Raw genomic sequence first — 17597 nt, 5'->3', positions numbered from 1 at the left:
CCGGTTCCTCCCACATTCCTGTGACAGGCACAGGAATGTGGATGTGCCGGCCGGAAACGGAACGGCACACAACGAACATTCTGAATATCTTCAACCTTTTATCGGGAACCGAATGCATTCGGGTGGGTTGTTCCAAAACGATTGGGCGCAACCTTTTTTTCGATGATGGATATTCATGTCGCCAAAAAAACCGAACGGAATTTCCACAACTCCGTGTCAGCACTGTCCCTTGCGCGACCTGCCGCATTTCAGGGACTTTTCCTCTTCCGAACTGGATTTCGTCTCCCGTTTCAAGACAGGGGAACTGGCGGTCGAAAGCGGTTCCGTCATTTTGATGGAAGGGTCGCACAGCGCCCATCTCTACACTGTCCTTCAAGGCTGGGCTTTCCGTTATAAAACACTGGAAGACGGCAGGCGGCAGATCCTCAATTATGTCATGCCAGGCGATCTCGTTGGCCTGCAGGGCACGGTCATGGGGGAAATGCAGCATTCGGTGGAGGCGCTGTCGCCGGTGACACTGTGTGTCTTCGAGCGCTCGCGACTCAACAACCTCTTCACCGATCATCCGACCCTTGCCTATGACCTGACGTGGATTGCAGCAAGCGAGGAGCGCATGCTCGACAACCACTTGCTCAGCATCGGCCGGCGCACCGCGATCGAGCGTGCCGCGTATCTCATCGCGTTCCTTTACAGCAAGGCAAAGGCGGTTAATCTCGTGCAAGGCGAAACGCCGATCCCGGTGACCCAGCAGCACGTTGCCGATACGCTCGGCCTCTCCATCGTCCACACCAACAAGACCTTGAGAAAGCTTGTCGATCGCGGTCTGATTCGCTGGACGGACAAGGGCTGTCTGGTGCTGGACGATGCCGGACTGAGCCATGTTGCCGGTTGGCAAAACGATGAAAAGCGGCCAAGACCCTTCATCTGATCTTTTTTCGACATGTCTTTTTTAAATGACGTTGGGTCCGTAATTTGCGAACTCTGTCGACATGGCGCTTGAAAATCACATTGGCGACAGCGGCGCAAATCCGTCTGGTTCCCTTCACGTTGAAAGAAGAAGAAACATGGTGCCACAACGCTGCATCATCGTTGAAGATGAATATCTGGTGGCGCTTGACGTCGAGGCGGTTCTCCAGTCCATCGGCGTTGAAACCATCACGATTGCGACGACACTTGCGCAGGCACAGGACGCATTAGGGCGGGATGGCGCCGATTGCGTGCTTCTCGACGTCAGCCTTTCCGACGGCAAGAGTTACGATTTTGCCCGCCACCTGCGCGATCACGGAATTCCCTTCGGTTTCGTCAGCGGTTATGGCGACACGAGTGGTTTTCCCGAAGATCTCGTGCATGCGCCCCTGCTGGGCAAGCCTTTCGGTGAAAACGAAATCGCCGATTTCGTGACGACGCTCGTTGCTGCGGCGCGCGACACCGTAAAAGAATAACGTTTCGCCGTCAGATCGGTTATGATCGGGCTTGAATCGGAATTCGGACAGATTTCATGCAGTGGCAGGACGAGGCAATCATTCTCGGCGTAAAGCGTCATGGCGAGACCAGCGTCATCGCCGAGGTGATGACCCGTTTGCGCGGCCGCCATCTGGGGATGGTGCGCGGCGGGCGCTCCCGCAGCATGCAGCCGGTGCTGCAGGCGGGAAACCGGGTGGATGTGATCTGGCGGGCGCGGCTTGACGACCATCTCGGCGAATTCCGCATTGAGCCTTTGCAGTTGCGGGCGGCGCAACTGATGGAAACGGCAACCGCGGTGTATGGCGTGCAGGCCATGGGCGCGTTGCTGCGCCTTTTGCCGGAGCGTGACCCGCATCCGCATCTCTATCAGGCGCTCGACGTCATTCTCGACAATCTCCATGATCCGGTCGATGCAGGCGAATTGTTCGTACGGTTCGAGCTGGCGGTGCTGAACGATCTTGGTTTCGGTCTCGATCTCACGGAATGCGCGGCAACGGGCCTGCGCACCGATCTCATCTATGTATCGCCCAAAACGGGCAGGGCGGTCTGTAGTACGGCGGGGGCGCCCTATGCGGCGCGTATGCTTTCGCTTCCCGCTTTCCTGAGCGAAGGTCAGTCGAAGGCCGCCGATCGCGACAGCCTCGCGGCAGCCTTTCGCCTGACCGCCCATTTCCTCAACCGCCATGTCTATGATCCACGCGGCCTCAATGAAAACGCCGCCCGCGACGGTTTCGTGCAGGCGGCGTTGAAGGCACTGGAGCGCAAGGCGGTGCTGCCTGCGCTCGATAAGGCGGTATAGCCTCAGGCCATTGCTGGCCGAGGTGCGGGTCGTTCCTGAATAGGCCAATGCACGATGGCCGCAAAAATACCCATGCCGACGCCGAGCCACCAGACGAGATCGTAGGAGCCGAGCTTGTCGTAAAGGAAGCCGCCGAGCCAGACACCGAGGAACGAGCCGATCTGATGCGACAGGAATACGACGCCACCCAGCATGCCGAGATGGCGCGTGCCGAACATGATCGCCACCAGCGCATTGGTCGGCGGCACGGTGGAAAGCCACAGGATGCCCATCACGGCCGCGAAGATGATGACTGAAAGCGGTGACTGCGGCAGAAGCAGGAAGGCGGTGACGGCGATTGAGCGGGCGATATAGATATAGGCCAGCAGATAGGGTTTCGAATAACGCTGGGCGATGACGCCGGCGGCCAGCGATCCGATGATGTTAAAGAAGCCGATCAGCGCCATGGCGATGACCGCATAGCGGGGTTCGATGCCGATATCGCCGAGATAGGCCGGAAAATGCGCGGTGATGAAGGCCACCTGAAAACCGCAGACGAAAAAGCCGGTGGTCAAAAGCAGATAGCTCTTGTGGCCCAGCGCTTCTCTTAGCGCCTCGCCTGCCGTCTGCTTGAATTGCGTCTGTGACTGGCTGCCGGACGAGGAATTGCCACGCATCGGATAGGCCAGCAGTGGCACCAGCATCATCATCACGGCAAGCCAGACGAGACTGTCCGACCAGCCATAGGTGGAAATCAGGCCCTGGCTGATTGGCGCAAACAGGAACATGCCCGCCGATCCCGCCGCGGTGCCGATGCCGAAGGCAAGCGAGCGTTGCTGCGGCGTAACATGCCGCGCGAAGGCCGAAAGAATGACGCTGAACGAACCAGCTGCAATGCCAAGCCCGACAAGCACGCCACCACCGAAATGCAGCCAGAAGGGCGAAGTGCCGAAGGACATGCAGATGAGGCCAGCCGCATAGAGAAAGCCGGAAAGCACGAGCACACGACCGGTGCCGAATTTATCGGCGATGGCGCCGAAGAATGGCTGGCCTAGACCCCAGAACAGGTTCTGCAACGCCATGGCAAGTCCGAAGGTGGAGCGGTCCCAGCCGGTATCGGCCAGCATGGGTAGCTGGAAAAAGCCCATCGCCGAGCGTGGCCCGAAGGTCATGACCGCGATCAGCGACCCGGCGACGATGATCGCCCAGGGCATGGTTTGGCGTGTGGCTTGCGACATGAAACTCTCCCGATGCAGCGCCTCGCCTCGTGGGACGCTGTGCCGCAAAATTCCCCTTTGATGAGAGGAATATTATCTTTTGCAAGGCTGCCCCACTAGCAACTTTTCTTGACGGCACTATTCGTGCGATTGATGAGACACTCAGGTGAAATGCCATCGGGCAAGGTGAGGCAACGATGAAGCAGAATATTTACGACGACCCGCAGTTTTTCGAGCGCTACAGCGCCATGCCACGCTCTCTGGAGGGACTGCGTCAGGCGGGCGAATGGCATGAGCTGCGCGCCATGTTGCCAGCGCTGAAAGACAAGACAGTTCTTGATCTCGGTTGCGGTTTTGGCTGGCATTGCCGCCATGCCGTAGAGCAGGGCGCGGCGCATGTCGTCGGGGTCGATCTGTCGGAAAATATGCTGCGCCGCGCCGCCGAGATAAACGGCGGCCCCGGCATCGAATATCGCCGCGCCGCGATCGAGGACATCGATTTTGCGCCGGAGAGCTTCGATCTGGTACTGAGCTCACTCGCTCTGCACTACGTCCGCGACCTCGATGCGGCATTCGCGAGAGTTTTCTCCGTGTTGAAATCCGGCGGCGACTTTGTCTTTTCCATCGAGCATCCCGTGTTCACGGCGCTGGACAAACAGGACTGGTTCTACGGCGAAGATGGCGAAATACTGCACTGGCCGCTCGATAACTATCAGAACGAGGGCGTGCGCCATTCCAACTGGATGGCGGATGATGTCGTCAAATATCACCGCACGGTGTCAGGCATTCTCAACGCCCTGCTGACTTCAGGCTTTGCGATCACGCGGCTCGCGGAACCGAGGCCCGATCCCGCCCTGCTGGCGGAGCGGCCGGAGATGAAATACGAAGACCGCCGTCCGATTTTCCTGATCGTCGGTGCGAAGAAGCCTTGATACGAGATCGTGAGATGCATCGCCCAGCAGCTTAACGCCTCTTGATCGCCCAGCCGTCCGGCCGTTCCTCGACTACCTTTGCCACATCGCCAACAGCTAGCCTGCCTTCGCCGCGCGGTGTGACATTCCAGCCGAAGAGCGGGCCGGGTACGCGCCGGTCGCCGGACATGCGGATGCGGCCCATGGCCTTCATGGGGGAGGGTACATCGCGGGAGCCGGTTATTTGGTCCTGTGTCGTCATGATGCAGCGGGCGCAGGGCTTGACGAGGTCGAAACGGATGCCGCCGATCTCGATCGCCGCCCAGCGATCCTCCGCCCACGGCTCGTCCGTTTCCAGCACGATATTGGGCCGGAACCGCTCCATGCCGACGGCGTCCTCGCCATTTGCACGCATATTGTCGTTAAGGGCTGCAAGTGAAGCGGTGGTGGTGACGAGGATCTGGTAACCGTCCGCAAAGGTGACGGGCGTTTCGTTGCCGGTCCATTCGAGGCTCGCGATGCGTTTTGCGATGTCGTCGAAGAACACCAGCTTCACCTCGCGCCCAAGCCACTCAGACAATGTGTCGTTGGTTTCGCTATCGGCGATATTGGCGCTGACGATCGATTTCCACACGGCGACATCCATGCGCTGCCCGGAAGGCCTGGCGAAAATCTCGCCACCTGCTTCCCGCGAAAGCACCATGCCGCCATCCGCGTGCTGTGCCAGAACCGTGGCAATATCAGGCAATTCGCGCTGGGTAATGAAGTGGCCCGAAGGGTCGGTCAGCATGGCGCGCCGGTCGCCAGGCAGGCCTTCCGCCGAAACATCGCTTTTCGAGAGGACAATGCCGCGCGCGCTTTTCAGCGGGTAGATGTTGAGTTCGGTCACACGCATTCAGGTCTCCTCAGATTTCGTCGAGAAACAGGTCCAGCACCTGTTTCAGCCGCTCATGGCGGGCCTTTGCCAGTTCTCGCCCGGTTTCGGTGCGGAAACCATCCGCAAGCTTGAACAGCTTGGTTTCGAAATGGTCGATGGCGAAGGCGCGATCATCAAGCGGACGGTCCTTTGCCAGCGGATCGGCCGGGTCGTAGAGCGCCGAACCCATGCGCCCGGCAATATAAAAGCAACGCGCAGCACCCACCATGCCGATGGCGTCCAGCCGGTCGGCATCCTGAAGGATCTTTGCCTCCAGCGTCTGCGGCTCGATATTGGCGGAAAAACTATGTGTGGTGATGGCATGCGCGGCGGCGTCAATATCGGCCTGACGCCAGCCAAGCCCGGCCAGAATGCCGGAGGCTTTTTCCGCCGCAAGGCGTGAGGCCTGCGCGCGAAGCGGCGAGTTCTTCTCCACCGCCACGCAATCGTGCAAAAGCACGCTGGCCGCAAGCACCGTGCCATCGCCGCCTTCGCCCGCATGGATGCGCATGGCGTTGCGGAAGACGCGGTGGATATGGGCAAGATCGTGCGAGCCGTCGCCCGCATCGGCGGCATGCGGGATAAGGTCCTGCGCAAGCGCCTCATAGGGCGCAAAAGCCTCAGCCGGGATCATGTCTTCGGCTGCCGGGTGAGGATTTTCTGATAGAACAGACCGATACCGATCAGCACGACGCCAAGCCCGATGAAGGACAGCGCCCGCAGCACGCCCTCAAGATTGCTCATGTCGATCAGGAATGCCTTGGCGACGGAGATCAGCACGAAGGCGGCGGATGCCAGACGCAGGCTGCGGGCATTGAAGCGCGAACCGACGATGAGCAGCAATACGCCGATCAACAGCCAGACCACCGAGTAGCTGTAGGTCTCGCCCTGCAGGAAGCCTTTCCAGTTGGCAATGTTTTCACCCTGCCAGAAACGGCGGACCGAAAGTGTGGCCCAGGCAAAGCCGAGTGCGGCACCCGCCACGGCCAGCAGGCTGACATAGGCTGCAGGCCGCTTGCCGCGTGCGTAATAGGCAAGGCCGCCATAGGCAAGCGCCGGCAGCAGGTAACCGATCAGCAGCAGGTTGAGGAACGGGATGCGGCCGGTATTTTCGCCGGTGAAATAGGGGTTCAGCGTGAAGAAATGCATCACCAGCACGTTGATGACGGCGATAACGCCTGCAATCATCGAGCCGTAACGGAAGACGGGGCTGGGGCTCTTCAAATCGAGCGTCATCAGTACGCCTGAAAAACCGATGGTCAGCAGCGTATAGATCGACTGTTCGCCAAGCGTCGGCACGCTTTCGTCCAGTGTGCCGCCATTCATCGCATGGCGGATGAGGATTGCGACCGCCAGCAGGCCCATCAGGCTGGCGATGGCCTGCAGGAAGTTCTTTGCCCGGAAGCCCGGCCAGTCGCGCAGCATCCAGGCGGAGACGATAGCGAGCAGTGCCGGAATGCCGTAACCCGGCAGAAGCGCGTTGAAGACCGGCGTGAGCCCAAGATTTTGCGGCCCGACGATGGTCGGCTCCCAGGCGATGCGGCCGAGAACGGCGACGCTTGCAATCGCCATGACCCAGGGCAGCACATCCCAGTTGCGCTGGCGGGTTGCCAGCACATAACCGAAACCGATGACGGAAAGCAGTATGGTTGTCGTAAGCCCCTCAGTCAGCGTGTGCAGGCTTAGCGCGAATGCGGCAAAGGAGCCGAGCACGAGGATGTTGAGCGGCTTGCGATAAGCCTCGTTGTTTTGTCGGTGCAGCCATTCTGCAGCGGCGATCAGCAGGAAACCGAGGCCGAGGCCATAGGCTGCATGCAGCCAGTCACGACCGAGATTTCCATATTCGACGAAGCTCGCGGTTCCGAGCCAGACCGGGAAGAGAGCTGCAATCCCCGCCCAGAGCTGGGCGAAATCCGGATCGTCGGCGCCCTTGCGTTTCAGGAAGGAAAAACCGCAGAGCAAAAGAATGGCGCCAAGACCAAGCGCCATGGCGATTTCAGCCATGTAGCCGGTTCGCACCGGCGGCAGCGCAATCGAGGTATCGTTGATGATGCCGATGAAATCGAGCCCGGAGCGAGACATCACCGAGACCGCAGCCTGCGCGCCAAGTGCTGCGATAATGGCGGGCCAGACCGCGTTGCGGCGGGAAGCACCAAGGGCAGCCAGCCCTGCGATGAGCGCTGAGACAATCACGGCCGGATGAAGGTCGATGCCTGCGCCGATGACGAGAAAGCTGAATGCCGGCAGGATCACGGCCATTGAGACGGTGAGATTGATGGCAAGCGACGGGCGCAGCAAAAGCCGCATGGCGCGAACGGCGCGCCGCCCGGAAGTTACGGTTTCTCCCGTTTCGGCAGGTGCTGCGTCGAAATAGCGTCCGGGCCAGAGGAAGATCGTACCCGCAAGCATGACGAGCAGCGCAAGGACCGGAGGTGCAGCACTGATCGTGTCGGCGATGGCGATATAGCCGAGCGCCCAGAGGCCGAGACCGGCATTGGCAAGCGAGGGAGCCACGGTCCAGCGCTGCCTGCGCGCAGCCGCCGCCGTCGCCAGCCAGGATATGGTGAGGAAGACGAAGAGCGCCCAGATATTCGGGGTTTCAGTGGAAATCAGCGCAGGCGTCAGCATCGAACCCAAAAGGCCAAGACCGGCGAGCGCCTGCCCGTGCAGAAGTGAAAGGCCAATAGTGGCGAAGGCGACAAGCCCGAGCAGGATGAAAGCGGTGGTGGGGCTTATGTAGTCGTAAATGCCGTAGGCGGCATAGATAACGCCGAACAGCGTCAGTGCACCTGCTGCCGTCAGCACGCCAGGTATCATGGCGTTGGAATAGGTGGTGGCGATACCAGGTACGGCCCTGCGGCGGATCGCCTCGCCGGCAAGACCGAGACCGAGGCCGAAAATGGCGGCGAGCGAAAGCCGCACGGCCGGGCTCAGGAGCCCAGACTCGATCGAATATTTGATGAGGAAAATGCCGCCGAGCGCCAGCGCCAGCCCACCTGCCCACACTGCCCAGCGTGCGCCCAGCAGACTTTCGAAGCTTTCCTTCGGGGCTGACGCGGATGCGGCCTCAGTGGAAAGCGCACTTGTCTCTTCCGCGCTGGCAAGGTTCTCCGCCGGCGCCATGGCCGCGGCCACTTCGGTTTCGGACGGATATTCCGTTTCGACGAACTCGTCTTCCGGCAAAGCCCGATCTTCTTCTTCCGCCCTGAAATCCGGGTTTTCCGCGGCTGCATCCGCCTCCGCCTGTGCGGCAAGAGGAGAGGCCGCCCCGGTGGCCATCAGCCGCTTCAGGCCGTGAACCTCACGCTCCAGCGACTTGATGCGGCTTGAATTGCGAATGCTTGCGAGCAGCGTATAGATGAAGGCTGCGATGACGGCGAGGATGAGAAACGGGATTTCCAAACAGACTCTCCAATTACTAAGCTGTTTTTAAAGCCGTTTTGGCGAATTTATGCAAGGCTTGGTTGAGGGATGCGGGAGGTTGCCGTTTGTTTCTTCTGCCCGCCGGGGAGACGGTGGCCCGAAGGGTCGGATGAGGGGAAAACGTTGCCCAATCTCGCGGCCTTTGCCCCTTATACCGCTGCCGTGGCTTTCTGGCCGGCGGGGGAGACTAAACCACGAGGCAACGTACTATCGTCAGATGTCACGCCGCAAGCCAGTGCCGTGCCGCTTCGATATCGGCAAACCCAAGATCGTGACCGTCATTGATCATTTGCACTTCTGCCCGCGCGCCGCCGGCCACAAGCCTGCCTTGCACATCTGCCGCTCTGTCGCGATATTTGTCGCGTTCTCCGGCTACGAGCAGGAAGTTGCGTCCGGTAAGATCACTTTCCGGCCATCTATCGAGAATCGGCAACGGGCGATAAAGCAGCGCATCCCCGGCAAGCTCCGGGTAGAGTGCCGCAAAGGCCGCATAGAAATTTGCGCCGTTGGAATGGCCGATGAAGCGCAGCTTCGAACGATCCAGACCATAGGACCGAATGGCGCCGTCAATGAAGGCGGCAAAGGCTTCCGCTTCCGAGACGATATCCTTCTGGTCGAAGCTGAAATCGGGCAGACGCCGGAACCAGCGGGCGATGTCTTCCTCCGTGCTGCGGCCACGCACGCCGAGAAGCGTGGCGCCCGGAGCAGCCCGGTGCGCCAGCGGCATCAGGCTGGTTTCACTGCCGCCGGAACCGTGCAGCAGGATGATGGTGCTGCCATCCGGCTTTTCGGGCGTATAGAAGCGGTGCACGAAGTGCAGGTCGCGATAGACGATACGTTCTTCGCCCGGCATCGAAAATTGCGGCAGCGCAACGCGCACATCCGCTTCGTCCTTCATGAAGAGTGGCGGGATGAACAAATTTTCGCCGAGTGCCTCCAGCGGCTCGTCCACGGTCATGCCGGGAGCGTCGGTCGCCATTTCAATCAGCACGCCGCCCGGTTCGCGGACATAAAGCGAGTGGAAATACTTCCGGTCGTGGGCATTCGTGGTGCTGGAATTCAGCGATTTCAGCTCGGCCAGAACCGCGTTCAACTCGTCCAGATCCTTCGCGCGGAAAGCGATGTGGTCAACAGTGCCGGTGCCCGGGGCGCTGGACCAGAAGCCGGTCGCGTCGCGCACGTCGATGATGTCGCTGCTTTGCGATATGAGCCGGCGGATCGCGCCTGTCTGGCTTTCCTGCCGGTAGCCGAAATATCTTGTAAGGAACGCCACGGTTTCTTCCGGCACCTCGCTCAGCATCGTCGCGCCATAAATCCGGCGAATGGCGTCTTCTGCAGGGATGTCGTTTGTCACATGCGGCGTGGCATCGGCGAAGGCGTTCGTGCCGACCAGCTTGACGATCAGGCCGTCAGGGTCTTTCAACCGGATGACAGGGGTCCCGAATTCGTCGGATGGGCCCTCCGCGCGGATGCCGAATTTCAGCGCGCGCGTCAGCCAGAAACCAATGCTGGCAGGGTCGATCGCCAGTGAAACTTCCAGCGTCTGGCCATAACCCACGCGGCCCTGCCCACCGTCTTCCCAGACGAGGAAGGTCAAAAGCGAGCCGGGCGAGGCGTTTCCATCGCCGTAAAGCAGGTGAAGCTGCATGGCATCTTCAAAACCGGCAGTGCGTTTGACGAGCCTTAAGCCCAGAAAGCCGGCGTAAAAATCGACATTCGCCTGCACCTTCCGGGTGATCATCGTGATGTGGTGTATGCCCAGTGCAGAATTCATCTTGCCGTCCCCGCCGTTTTGCCTGCTGTTTGTGGCCCTATTTGTCCCACGCTGCGCCTGATCCGCAACCCCGGCAAGTGAGAACGCTGTGTTCGCTGCGTGAACGATATTGCTGTCGCTTCGTTGCATGCGGGATGGGCAAAAATCGGGCTTTTTGCCCGCCGGCTGACCAGGAATGCCTTTAAAATAAGCATACAGAATAACGGCTATTTTGTATGCAATTTTATCTTGCCTTGATGGCTGGAATTGGGTCTTATGCAACCAATCCAACCATAACCATCAGGGGGAACAGATGATATTAACGCGTAGGTTGTTGTCGAGAGCTCTGGCCATTGCTGCAGTCGGTGCCGCTGCCGGGCTGTCGCTGCCGGTAACGAGCGCCCATGCCGAAACGCCGGTGAAATTCACGCTCGACTGGAAATTCGAGGGACCTGCCGCAGGTTTCCTCCTGGCGCTGGACAAGGGATACTTCAAGGCCGAAGGCCTCGACGTGACGATCGACAGCGGCAACGGCTCGGTGGAGGCTATTCCGCGCGTGGCAACCGGCGCTTACCAGATGGGTTTCGGCGACATCAATTCGGTGATCAAGTTCCTCGATGAGGATCCGAGCCAGAAGGTCAAGGCCGTTTACATGGTCTATGAACGCCCGACATTTGCCGTCGTCGGCCGCAAGTCGCTTGGTGTGACTGGCGACCCGAAGTCGCTGGAAGGCAAGAAGCTCGGCGCGCCACCGCCGGATGGCGCTTTTGCGCAATGGCCAGCCTTCAAGCAGGTCGCGGGGCTGGATGACAGCAAGATAAAGATCGAATCGATCGGCTTTCCGGTGCGTGAGCCAATGCTCGCCAAGGGCGATGTCGACGGCGTCTTCGGTTTTGCCTTTTCGGTGATCCTCAATCTGAAAAAACAGGGCATTGCCGATGATGATATCTCGACCATCCTGATGGCAGAGCATGGTTTGAATCTTTATGGCAATGCCGTGCTGGTAAACACTGATTTTGCTGAGAAAAACCCTGATGCCGTCAAGGGTTTCCTCAAGGCGCTGGCCAAGGGCTTCGCCGATTCCGTCAAGACCCCTGAAGAGGGTGTGGCGGCCGTGCTCAAGCGTAACGAGACGCTCGACAGCGCGATTGAGCTGGAACGCCTCAACATGGCCAACAGCATGAACATCAAGACGCCCTATGTGGTGGAAAATGGCATGGGCGGCGTCGATCCGGCCCGGCTTGCTGCCTCCCTCGAGACCCTGAAAGTTTCCATGGGTCTGAAAGGCAACGTCAAGGCAGAGCAGGTCTTCGACGCGGCTTACCTGCCGCCCAAGGAAGAGCGCATGCTTCCCTGATTGATGTCACGGCGACCGCCCGGATCGCTTGCCGGTCCGGGCGGTTTGCAATTTTTAAATAGCATGGGGGGCTGAAAAGGGGACTGCGATGTCACATCTCGTGGAAATAGACAATGTCGACATGCGTTACGGCGGGGCGGCCGGAACGCTGGCTGTATCCGGCCTCAACCTGACGGTCGACAAGGGGGAATTCGCTGCTGTCGTCGGCCCGTCGGGCTGCGGCAAGTCGACCCTGATGAAGCTGGTAACGGGGCTGCACATTCCGCAAAAGGGCAATGTCATCGTGGCCGGGCGGCAGGTCACGGAACCGGTTTCCATTGTCGGCATGGCGTTTCAGAACCCGACGATGCTGCCCTGGCGCACGACGCTCGAAAATATCCTGCTGCCGCTGGAGATCGTTGAGAAACACCGCCGGCGTCTGCGCGCGCATAAGGCCGAATATGTCGCCAAAGCCGAACGCCTGCTGGAAATCGTCGGCCTCAAAGGCTTCGGCTCGAAATTCCCCTGGCAGCTTTCCGGCGGCATGCAGCAGCGCGCCAATCTCTGCCGCGCATTGATCCACGAGCCGGACCTTCTCATGCTGGATGAGCCCTTCGGCGCGCTCGACGCCTTCACCCGCGAGGAACTGTGGTGTGTCATCCGCGATCTGCATACGGCGCAGCGGGTTACCATCATTCTGGTGACGCATGACCTGCGCGAAGCGACCTTTCTCGCCGACAAGATTTTCGTGATGAGTGCAAGGCCGGGCCGCGTGCTGGCGGAACACCGCGTGCCTTTTGCGCGACCGCGCCAGCTGGATATCATGTATGACAAGGGTTTCAACGACATGGTGCAGGAACTGCATGGCGAGATAGCGCAGGCGAGGGTGGCGGCATGAGTGCGTTTGTGGAAAGCAGCATGGCAACCGCGCCGTCGAAACCGCTGATCGCCCGGGTCAACTGGGTGAAGGCCGCCCCCTGGCTCTATACGCTGGCGCTGTTTGCAATGTGGGAGCTGCTGGTCTACGCGTTGAAAATGCCGCCAACCATTCTGCCGTCGCCCGTGCGTGTGGGGCAGGCCATCGTGCAATATTGGTCGCCGATCTGGAAGAACTCACTGCAGACGCTCTATACCACCACGCTCGGTTTTGCGATCGCCGTCGCGGCGGGTCTCGCCATCGGCCTCTTTATCGGCTGGTCGAAAACCATCTATGCCGGGCTTTATCCGCTGATGATCGGTTTTAACGCCATCCCCAAAGTGGCGCTGGTGCCGATCCTCGTCATCTGGTTCGGCATCGGCACTGTTCCTGCGGTTCTGACTGCGTTCCTGATTTCCTTCTTCCCTATCGTCGTCAACGTCGCGACCGGTTTGGCCACCATCGAGCCGGAAACGGAGGACGTGCTGCGCGCACTTGGCGCCAGGAAGATGGATATCATGCTGAAGGTCGGCATTCCGCGCTCCATGCCTTACTTCTTCGGCTCGCTGAAAATCGCCATCACGCTCGCCTTCGTCGGCTCGGTCGTATCGGAAACCGTCGCCTCCAATTATGGCCTCGGTAATATGATGAGTTCGGCGCAAAGCCAGTTCAACGTCCCACTGGTCTTTGCCGGTCTGTTGATGCTCGCCGTGGAAGGTATCGTCATGTATGCGATCATGGCCTGGCTCGAAAAGCGCATGACCGGCTGGGCGCATCGCTCGACCATGGGGCAGTGAGCGGGGAAAGGGCCGCATCAACTCGCATTGGTTGCCTTCTCCCCACTGGGGGGAAGGCGAAATCGTGACAATTCAAGGTTTAACCACAGGCTGCGGAAAACCAGGAAGAGTGCGGTCTTAATGCGCCGCCATTTCCTCGACGATCTCAGGGCCATCCATCTGGAACGGATAATAGGTTGGCCAATTGGTCACCTCGTCCAGAAGCGCCCTGCGGTCATTGCCCCAGTAGAGGTGGTAATGGCCGGCTTTTTTAGGCGCGATGGTGTGATCGCTGAACTGAATGAATTGCGGTGCATCCGCATCGCCGCCGGTCTTTTTGAAGATGTACCGCACGCCGCGATTACCCTTCTTGTAGGTCAGGATTTCCTGGCCGTCGCTGACATAAGTGCCTTGCGTTGGTTTGCCCTCCTTATAAAACGCCACGTTGTCGCCCTTGATGGTGATGCGATTGACATCCGTTTTGTAGCCAATTTCGTAATAGGCACGATATTCGGCTGCTGTCTTGTCGCCGTGGGCTGCCTTCTCCGCCATGATCCCATCGAGAGAACCGTTCAGCAGATAGGGATAGACTGACTGCCAGTCACCTTCCCAGTCTGAAAGCATGCGTGGCTTCACCTGCGCATCCTCGAAGTAACCCTTGTAGATCTGTTTCTCGGCTTCGGTCTGGCCATGGCTGTGGTCGTGGCTGTGACTATGCGCGGTGGACGTCTTGTCTTTTCCGGCCGCCAGTGCCGGGGCTGTCATCAGCAGCATGGAACCGATTGCAAGCGCGCCGGTGACGCGGGTGATGGTTTTTTGCATTCTTCTGGCCCTTATGTGGTTATAAATCGAAGGGTAAGTTATGTAATAACATTACGCATAGGTCGTATAAACACGTCCTTCGCCAGACGCAAGAGCGCCTGCCGCCACCCTTGCGGGAAAAATGGTGAAAGCCGGCTCAGGGCCGGCTTTCATATGGGAAAAAGTCGTATGGAGAAGGGAGCGGCTGGGACGCTCTCAATTCACGCGGTTTGTGCGGTTAATTCCGCCTTGCGCTCATCGAAAGCGAGCTTCATTGCCTTCGTCACGTCACGCGTGGTTGCGAAGTAATTGTCGCTGCGCGCCCAGTAGCGCAATTTCACCGTGGCGCTGTCGGCGCTGACCGAATCGACGAAGGTAACCGGGGCGGGGTCCAGCAGTACCCGGCTTTCCGAGCGCACCACACGCATCAGCATGTCCTGTGCCGCAGCCAGATCCTCGTCGCTCTTAACCGTCAGGCTCAATTCGTGGCGGCGTGAGGGAAAGCGGCTGTAATTGGTGATTGGCACGTTCCACAGGGTGGAATTTGGCGCAAGGCGGTAAAGCCCATCGCTGGTTTTAAGCTCGGTCGCAAATAGGCCGATTTCGATCACCGTGCCGCTCACGGCGCCAGTCTCGATATATTCGCCAACCCGGAAGGGACGCAGCACCAGAAGCATGATGCCGGCGGCGATGTTCTGCAATGTGCCCTGAAGCGCCAGGCCGATGGCGAGGCCGGCAGCGCCGAGTGCCGCAAGAATGGAGGCCGTCTGTACACCAAACTGGCCAAGCACCATGACCAGCACCAGAATAAGCACCACGTAACGGATGGCACCTGCGAAGAAACCGGCAAGCGTCGCATCGAAGCCGCGGATGCGGGACAGGCCCTGAAAAGCCCAGCGCTGCAGGAAAGTCGCGGCCAGCCAGCCGATGATCAGAAGCAGCAGCGCACCGATGATCGAAAAGGAATATTGCACCGCCAGCGTGCTCGCCTGCCGTACCGCTGCCTGCGATGCGACGATGATATCCGTTGCCTGTTGTTCCATGAATTATCCCGTGATTCTTATTGCTGTTCTACTTTGGTAACGACTGGATGCCGCAGGGGTTCCGCCAAAAACGGAGCCGTCAGTTGGAGAGAGGCAGCACGAAGGGTACGTTGCCGTCCGTATCCGCGCCCCTGCCGATCGTCTTGATTGCCGCCACCAGCCTGCCATCCCGCCCAAGCAACCGGTCCCCGATTGCGATGATGCGGGCATTGGGGGTGGCGTAAGGTGAGGCGGTGCGCAGGCTGAGCGCAAGCGCCATCTCGTCCTGATCCGGATAAAGGCTGAGTGCTGCAATGACGGCTGCGGCAGGAGAGCGCGACACGCCCATCCAGCAATGGATGAGAAGCGGTGCGGACTGGTCCCATTCGCGGGCGAAATCGATCAGCCGCAGCACATGCGCATCGTCTGGCGCGATGAGATCGCCGGTGCCCTTGAAGCTGATGTCGTTCATCGCAAGGGTCAGGTGCCTTTCGGCTGAGATCACCGCCGGGCGGTGAAAGGTCTGCTCCTTTGCGATCAGCGTCACCATTTCACGGGCTTTGTGCTTCACGGCCATTTCCGCGATCCGCGACAGCGGCGATACGACGATAGAAGTCATTTAACTCCTCCAGCCGCGTTGCCGGTTTTGACCACGCGCATCGCCTCGATCGCCTCGAAGCGTTCAACGAACCGCTTCTGCGCCTCGGTCGAGGGAAGCGGGATAATGTCGAACATATCGCGGGTGATGCCGCGCGGCAGGCCGAAGAATTTCTGTGCCTCGGCAATGGAAAAACCGGCAAGCTCCGTCGCCTCGAAAAAGGCGGCAACCGTATCGGCTTTCTTGATGCGGTCTTTCAGCTCGCGCGAGGCATGCGGCGGCAGGCCAAAGCGCAGATGCACGGCCGCTTCCAGCCTTTTCTCCACGGTTTTATAACCGCCGCCGACCACGGATTTGAACGGCGAGATCATGTCGCCGATGACATATTCCGGGGCGTCGTGCAAAAGCGCCATCTGCATATCGTCGGGCGTCGCATTCGCACATATGCGGCAGAAAATGTTTTCGACGATGAGGCTATGTTGGGCGACGGAGAAGGCGTGATCGCCGCGCGTCTGGCCGTTCCAGCGGGCGACGCGGGCAAGACCATGGGCGATATCGGCGATTTCTACGTCGAGCGGTGAGGGGTCGAGCAGGTCGAGCCGCCGTCCAGAAAGCATGCGCTGCCAGGCGCGCGGACTTTTAGCGGGCGCCACGCCTATTCCTCCGCCTGTACCGCAGGATCGACGACGGGGAAGGAGATGCCGCTCCAGGCCGGCAAGGCCACAGTCACGGGAACATTCTCGGCAATGAGCGGCGTGGCGGAGGCGAGCGCATCGGCAACGCGGTCTGTCCGCACGATGGCAAGTCCCGTGTTGCCGCAAACGGTTCCAAGCGCCCCGACCGGTTTTCCATTGACGGTGATTTCGGTTCCGGTTGCGGGAAGCGCGCTTTCAGCCGAAACGGTGACGACCCGCCGTCTTGCCGTGCCGCGATGTTTCATGCGCGAGACGACTTCCTGACCGACGAAGCAACCCTTTTTGAACGAGACGCCGTCATTCACATCCATCAGCACATCATGCGGAAAAGCATCCTGCAACGCGTAATCCCGGCCGGATTCGGCAATTCCGTGCTCAATGCGCAGGGCATCATATGCCGTTATGTCGCCAGAGGCTGAAGCACCCGGCACGCGGAACAGATTGATGCCGGCCTTGTCGAAACGGCCGTCCTTCGCGCCCGCCTCCGGCACGCTTTCGCTCCAGAAAACGCTGACACCTTCTATCGGTTCGGCCTTGAGATCGACGGGCGCGCGAAGCTTGTACATGGTCAGGCGGCGCAGCAGCGCATCCTGTTCGGCAGCGCCCGATTCGATCAGATAATCCGGCCCATCGCGCGCGATCAGGAAATCGAACAGGATCTTGCCCTGCGGCGTCAGAAGTGCCGAGGCGCGCGCCTCGCCTTGCGGCAGGTTTTCAACATCGGCCGTGATCAGATTGTTCAGAAACTCTTCGGCACCCGTGCCGGAAACTCTAATCAGGCGGCGGTCGGCAAGAAAGGCGGAAGGCATGGCATCACCGTTCGGTTCATCGAAAGCATTTCCGGCCAGGGTCGCTGAGGGCTGCCCGAGGCAATCTGCCGAAATGCTCTCTTTTTGTTTTCGCGCAGTTCCATTTGCAGAACCGCGACGCGCTTCTGCTGAATTGCTCATGCCGCACAGTTAGGATTTTTGCAAAAGAACGGCAAGCACCG

17 protein-coding genes are annotated in these 17597 nt (G+C 59.7%); 7 read left to right on the top strand and 10 right to left on the bottom strand.

Translation table 11 applies throughout. The features are described 5' to 3' along the window. The first annotated feature begins 175 nt into the window (after positions 1-175). The 3 genes from ACQZ63_RS02135 (at position 176) to recO (ending at position 2263) form a co-directional block, all read left to right on the top strand. Positions 176-928 (top strand): Crp/Fnr family transcriptional regulator, encoded by a 753-nt coding sequence (locus ACQZ63_RS02135; RefSeq protein ID WP_003512249.1) that lies wholly within the window; start codon positions 176-178, stop codon positions 926-928. A 136-nt stretch (positions 929-1064) separates the two neighbouring features. Further along, complete coding sequence (locus ACQZ63_RS02130) at positions 1065-1442, top strand: response regulator (protein ID WP_025592901.1); 378 nt, start codon at positions 1065-1067, stop codon at positions 1440-1442. Between the two features lie 56 nt (positions 1443-1498). Further along, positions 1499-2263 (top strand): DNA repair protein RecO, encoded by a 765-nt coding sequence (recO, locus tag ACQZ63_RS02125; RefSeq protein WP_025592903.1) that lies wholly within the window; start codon positions 1499-1501, stop codon positions 2261-2263. 2 nt (positions 2264-2265) lie between these two features. Here the strand turns inward: recO and ACQZ63_RS02120 are convergent, their stop codons facing one another. After that, positions 2266-3480, bottom strand: a complete 1215-nt coding sequence (locus tag ACQZ63_RS02120; RefSeq protein ID WP_112155699.1) for an MFS transporter — start codon at positions 3478-3480, stop codon at positions 2266-2268. Between the two features lie 176 nt (positions 3481-3656). Between ACQZ63_RS02120 and ACQZ63_RS02115 the strand changes: the two genes are divergently transcribed. Next, positions 3657-4391 carry a class I SAM-dependent methyltransferase gene (locus tag ACQZ63_RS02115; protein WP_113555895.1) on the top strand — a complete coding sequence of 245 codons (735 nt, stop codon included), beginning with the start codon at positions 3657-3659 and terminating at the stop codon, positions 4389-4391. 31 nt (positions 4392-4422) lie between these two features. On the opposite strand, the gene ACQZ63_RS02110 is transcribed toward ACQZ63_RS02115, so the two are convergent. The 4 genes from ACQZ63_RS02110 to ACQZ63_RS02095 all read right to left on the bottom strand — a co-directional run bounded on the left by ACQZ63_RS02110 (position 4423) and on the right by ACQZ63_RS02095 (position 10483). Further along, complete coding sequence (locus ACQZ63_RS02110; protein ID WP_013635801.1) at positions 4423-5265, bottom strand: MOSC domain-containing protein; 843 nt, start codon at positions 5263-5265, stop codon at positions 4423-4425. A 10-nt stretch (positions 5266-5275) separates the two neighbouring features. After that, on the bottom strand, positions 5276-5920 hold the full coding sequence (locus ACQZ63_RS02105) for an HD domain-containing protein (protein WP_019565360.1): 645 nt from the start codon (positions 5918-5920) through the stop codon (positions 5276-5278). Then, positions 5917-8688 carry a DUF2339 domain-containing protein gene (locus ACQZ63_RS02100; protein ID WP_162763627.1) on the bottom strand — a complete coding sequence of 924 codons (2772 nt, stop codon included), beginning with the start codon at positions 8686-8688 and terminating at the stop codon, positions 5917-5919. Before ACQZ63_RS02100 ends, ACQZ63_RS02105 begins: the two co-directional genes overlap by 4 nt. A 241-nt stretch (positions 8689-8929) precedes the next feature. Continuing rightward, positions 8930-10483, bottom strand: coding sequence for a VOC family protein (locus ACQZ63_RS02095; protein WP_113556027.1), 1554 nt, complete (start codon positions 10481-10483; stop codon positions 8930-8932). A gap of 292 nt (positions 10484-10775) precedes the next feature. Between ACQZ63_RS02095 and ACQZ63_RS02090 the strand changes: the two genes are divergently transcribed. The 3 genes from ACQZ63_RS02090 to ACQZ63_RS02080 all read left to right on the top strand — a co-directional run bounded on the left by ACQZ63_RS02090 (position 10776) and on the right by ACQZ63_RS02080 (position 13511). After that, on the top strand, positions 10776-11819 hold the full coding sequence (locus ACQZ63_RS02090) for an ABC transporter substrate-binding protein (RefSeq protein WP_065704825.1): 1044 nt from the start codon (positions 10776-10778) through the stop codon (positions 11817-11819). A gap of 88 nt (positions 11820-11907) precedes the next feature. Then, positions 11908-12696, top strand: coding sequence for an ABC transporter ATP-binding protein (locus ACQZ63_RS02085; RefSeq protein ID WP_003512279.1), 789 nt, complete (start codon positions 11908-11910; stop codon positions 12694-12696). Beyond that, positions 12693-13511: an ABC transporter permease gene (locus ACQZ63_RS02080; RefSeq protein ID WP_003512280.1), complete on the top strand. Its 819-nt coding sequence runs from the start codon at positions 12693-12695 to the stop codon at positions 13509-13511. Before ACQZ63_RS02085 ends, ACQZ63_RS02080 begins: the two co-directional genes overlap by 4 nt. Positions 13512-13628: 117 nt before the next feature. On the opposite strand, the gene ACQZ63_RS02075 is transcribed toward ACQZ63_RS02080, so the two are convergent. The 5 genes from ACQZ63_RS02075 to ygfZ all read right to left on the bottom strand — a co-directional run bounded on the left by ACQZ63_RS02075 (position 13629) and on the right by ygfZ (position 17415). Beyond that, positions 13629-14312 carry a metal-binding protein ZinT gene (locus ACQZ63_RS02075; RefSeq protein WP_112154976.1) on the bottom strand — a complete coding sequence of 228 codons (684 nt, stop codon included), beginning with the start codon at positions 14310-14312 and terminating at the stop codon, positions 13629-13631. A 200-nt stretch (positions 14313-14512) separates the two neighbouring features. Continuing rightward, entirely contained in the window at positions 14513-15334 is an 822-nt protein-coding gene (locus ACQZ63_RS02070; RefSeq protein WP_019565366.1) for a mechanosensitive ion channel family protein, read from the bottom strand. 79 nt (positions 15335-15413) lie between these two features. Continuing rightward, positions 15414-15932 carry a tyrosine phosphatase family protein gene (locus ACQZ63_RS02065; protein ID WP_019565367.1) on the bottom strand — a complete coding sequence of 173 codons (519 nt, stop codon included), beginning with the start codon at positions 15930-15932 and terminating at the stop codon, positions 15414-15416. Then, positions 15929-16564, bottom strand: coding sequence for a YfbR-like 5'-deoxynucleotidase (locus ACQZ63_RS02060; protein ID WP_003512289.1), 636 nt, complete (start codon positions 16562-16564; stop codon positions 15929-15931). The genes ACQZ63_RS02065 and ACQZ63_RS02060 overlap by 4 nt, the downstream gene beginning before the upstream one ends. Positions 16565-16566: 2 nt before the next feature. After that, entirely contained in the window at positions 16567-17415 is an 849-nt protein-coding gene (gene ygfZ, locus ACQZ63_RS02055) for a CAF17-like 4Fe-4S cluster assembly/insertion protein YgfZ (protein WP_113556025.1), read from the bottom strand. Between the last annotated feature and the right edge of the window lie 182 nt (positions 17416-17597).

It is taken from the genome of Agrobacterium sp. CG160-95, from assembly GCF_053521725.1.
Note: the sequence above shows the minus strand (reverse complement) of the source record. Positions and strands in the feature narration are given on the sequence as shown.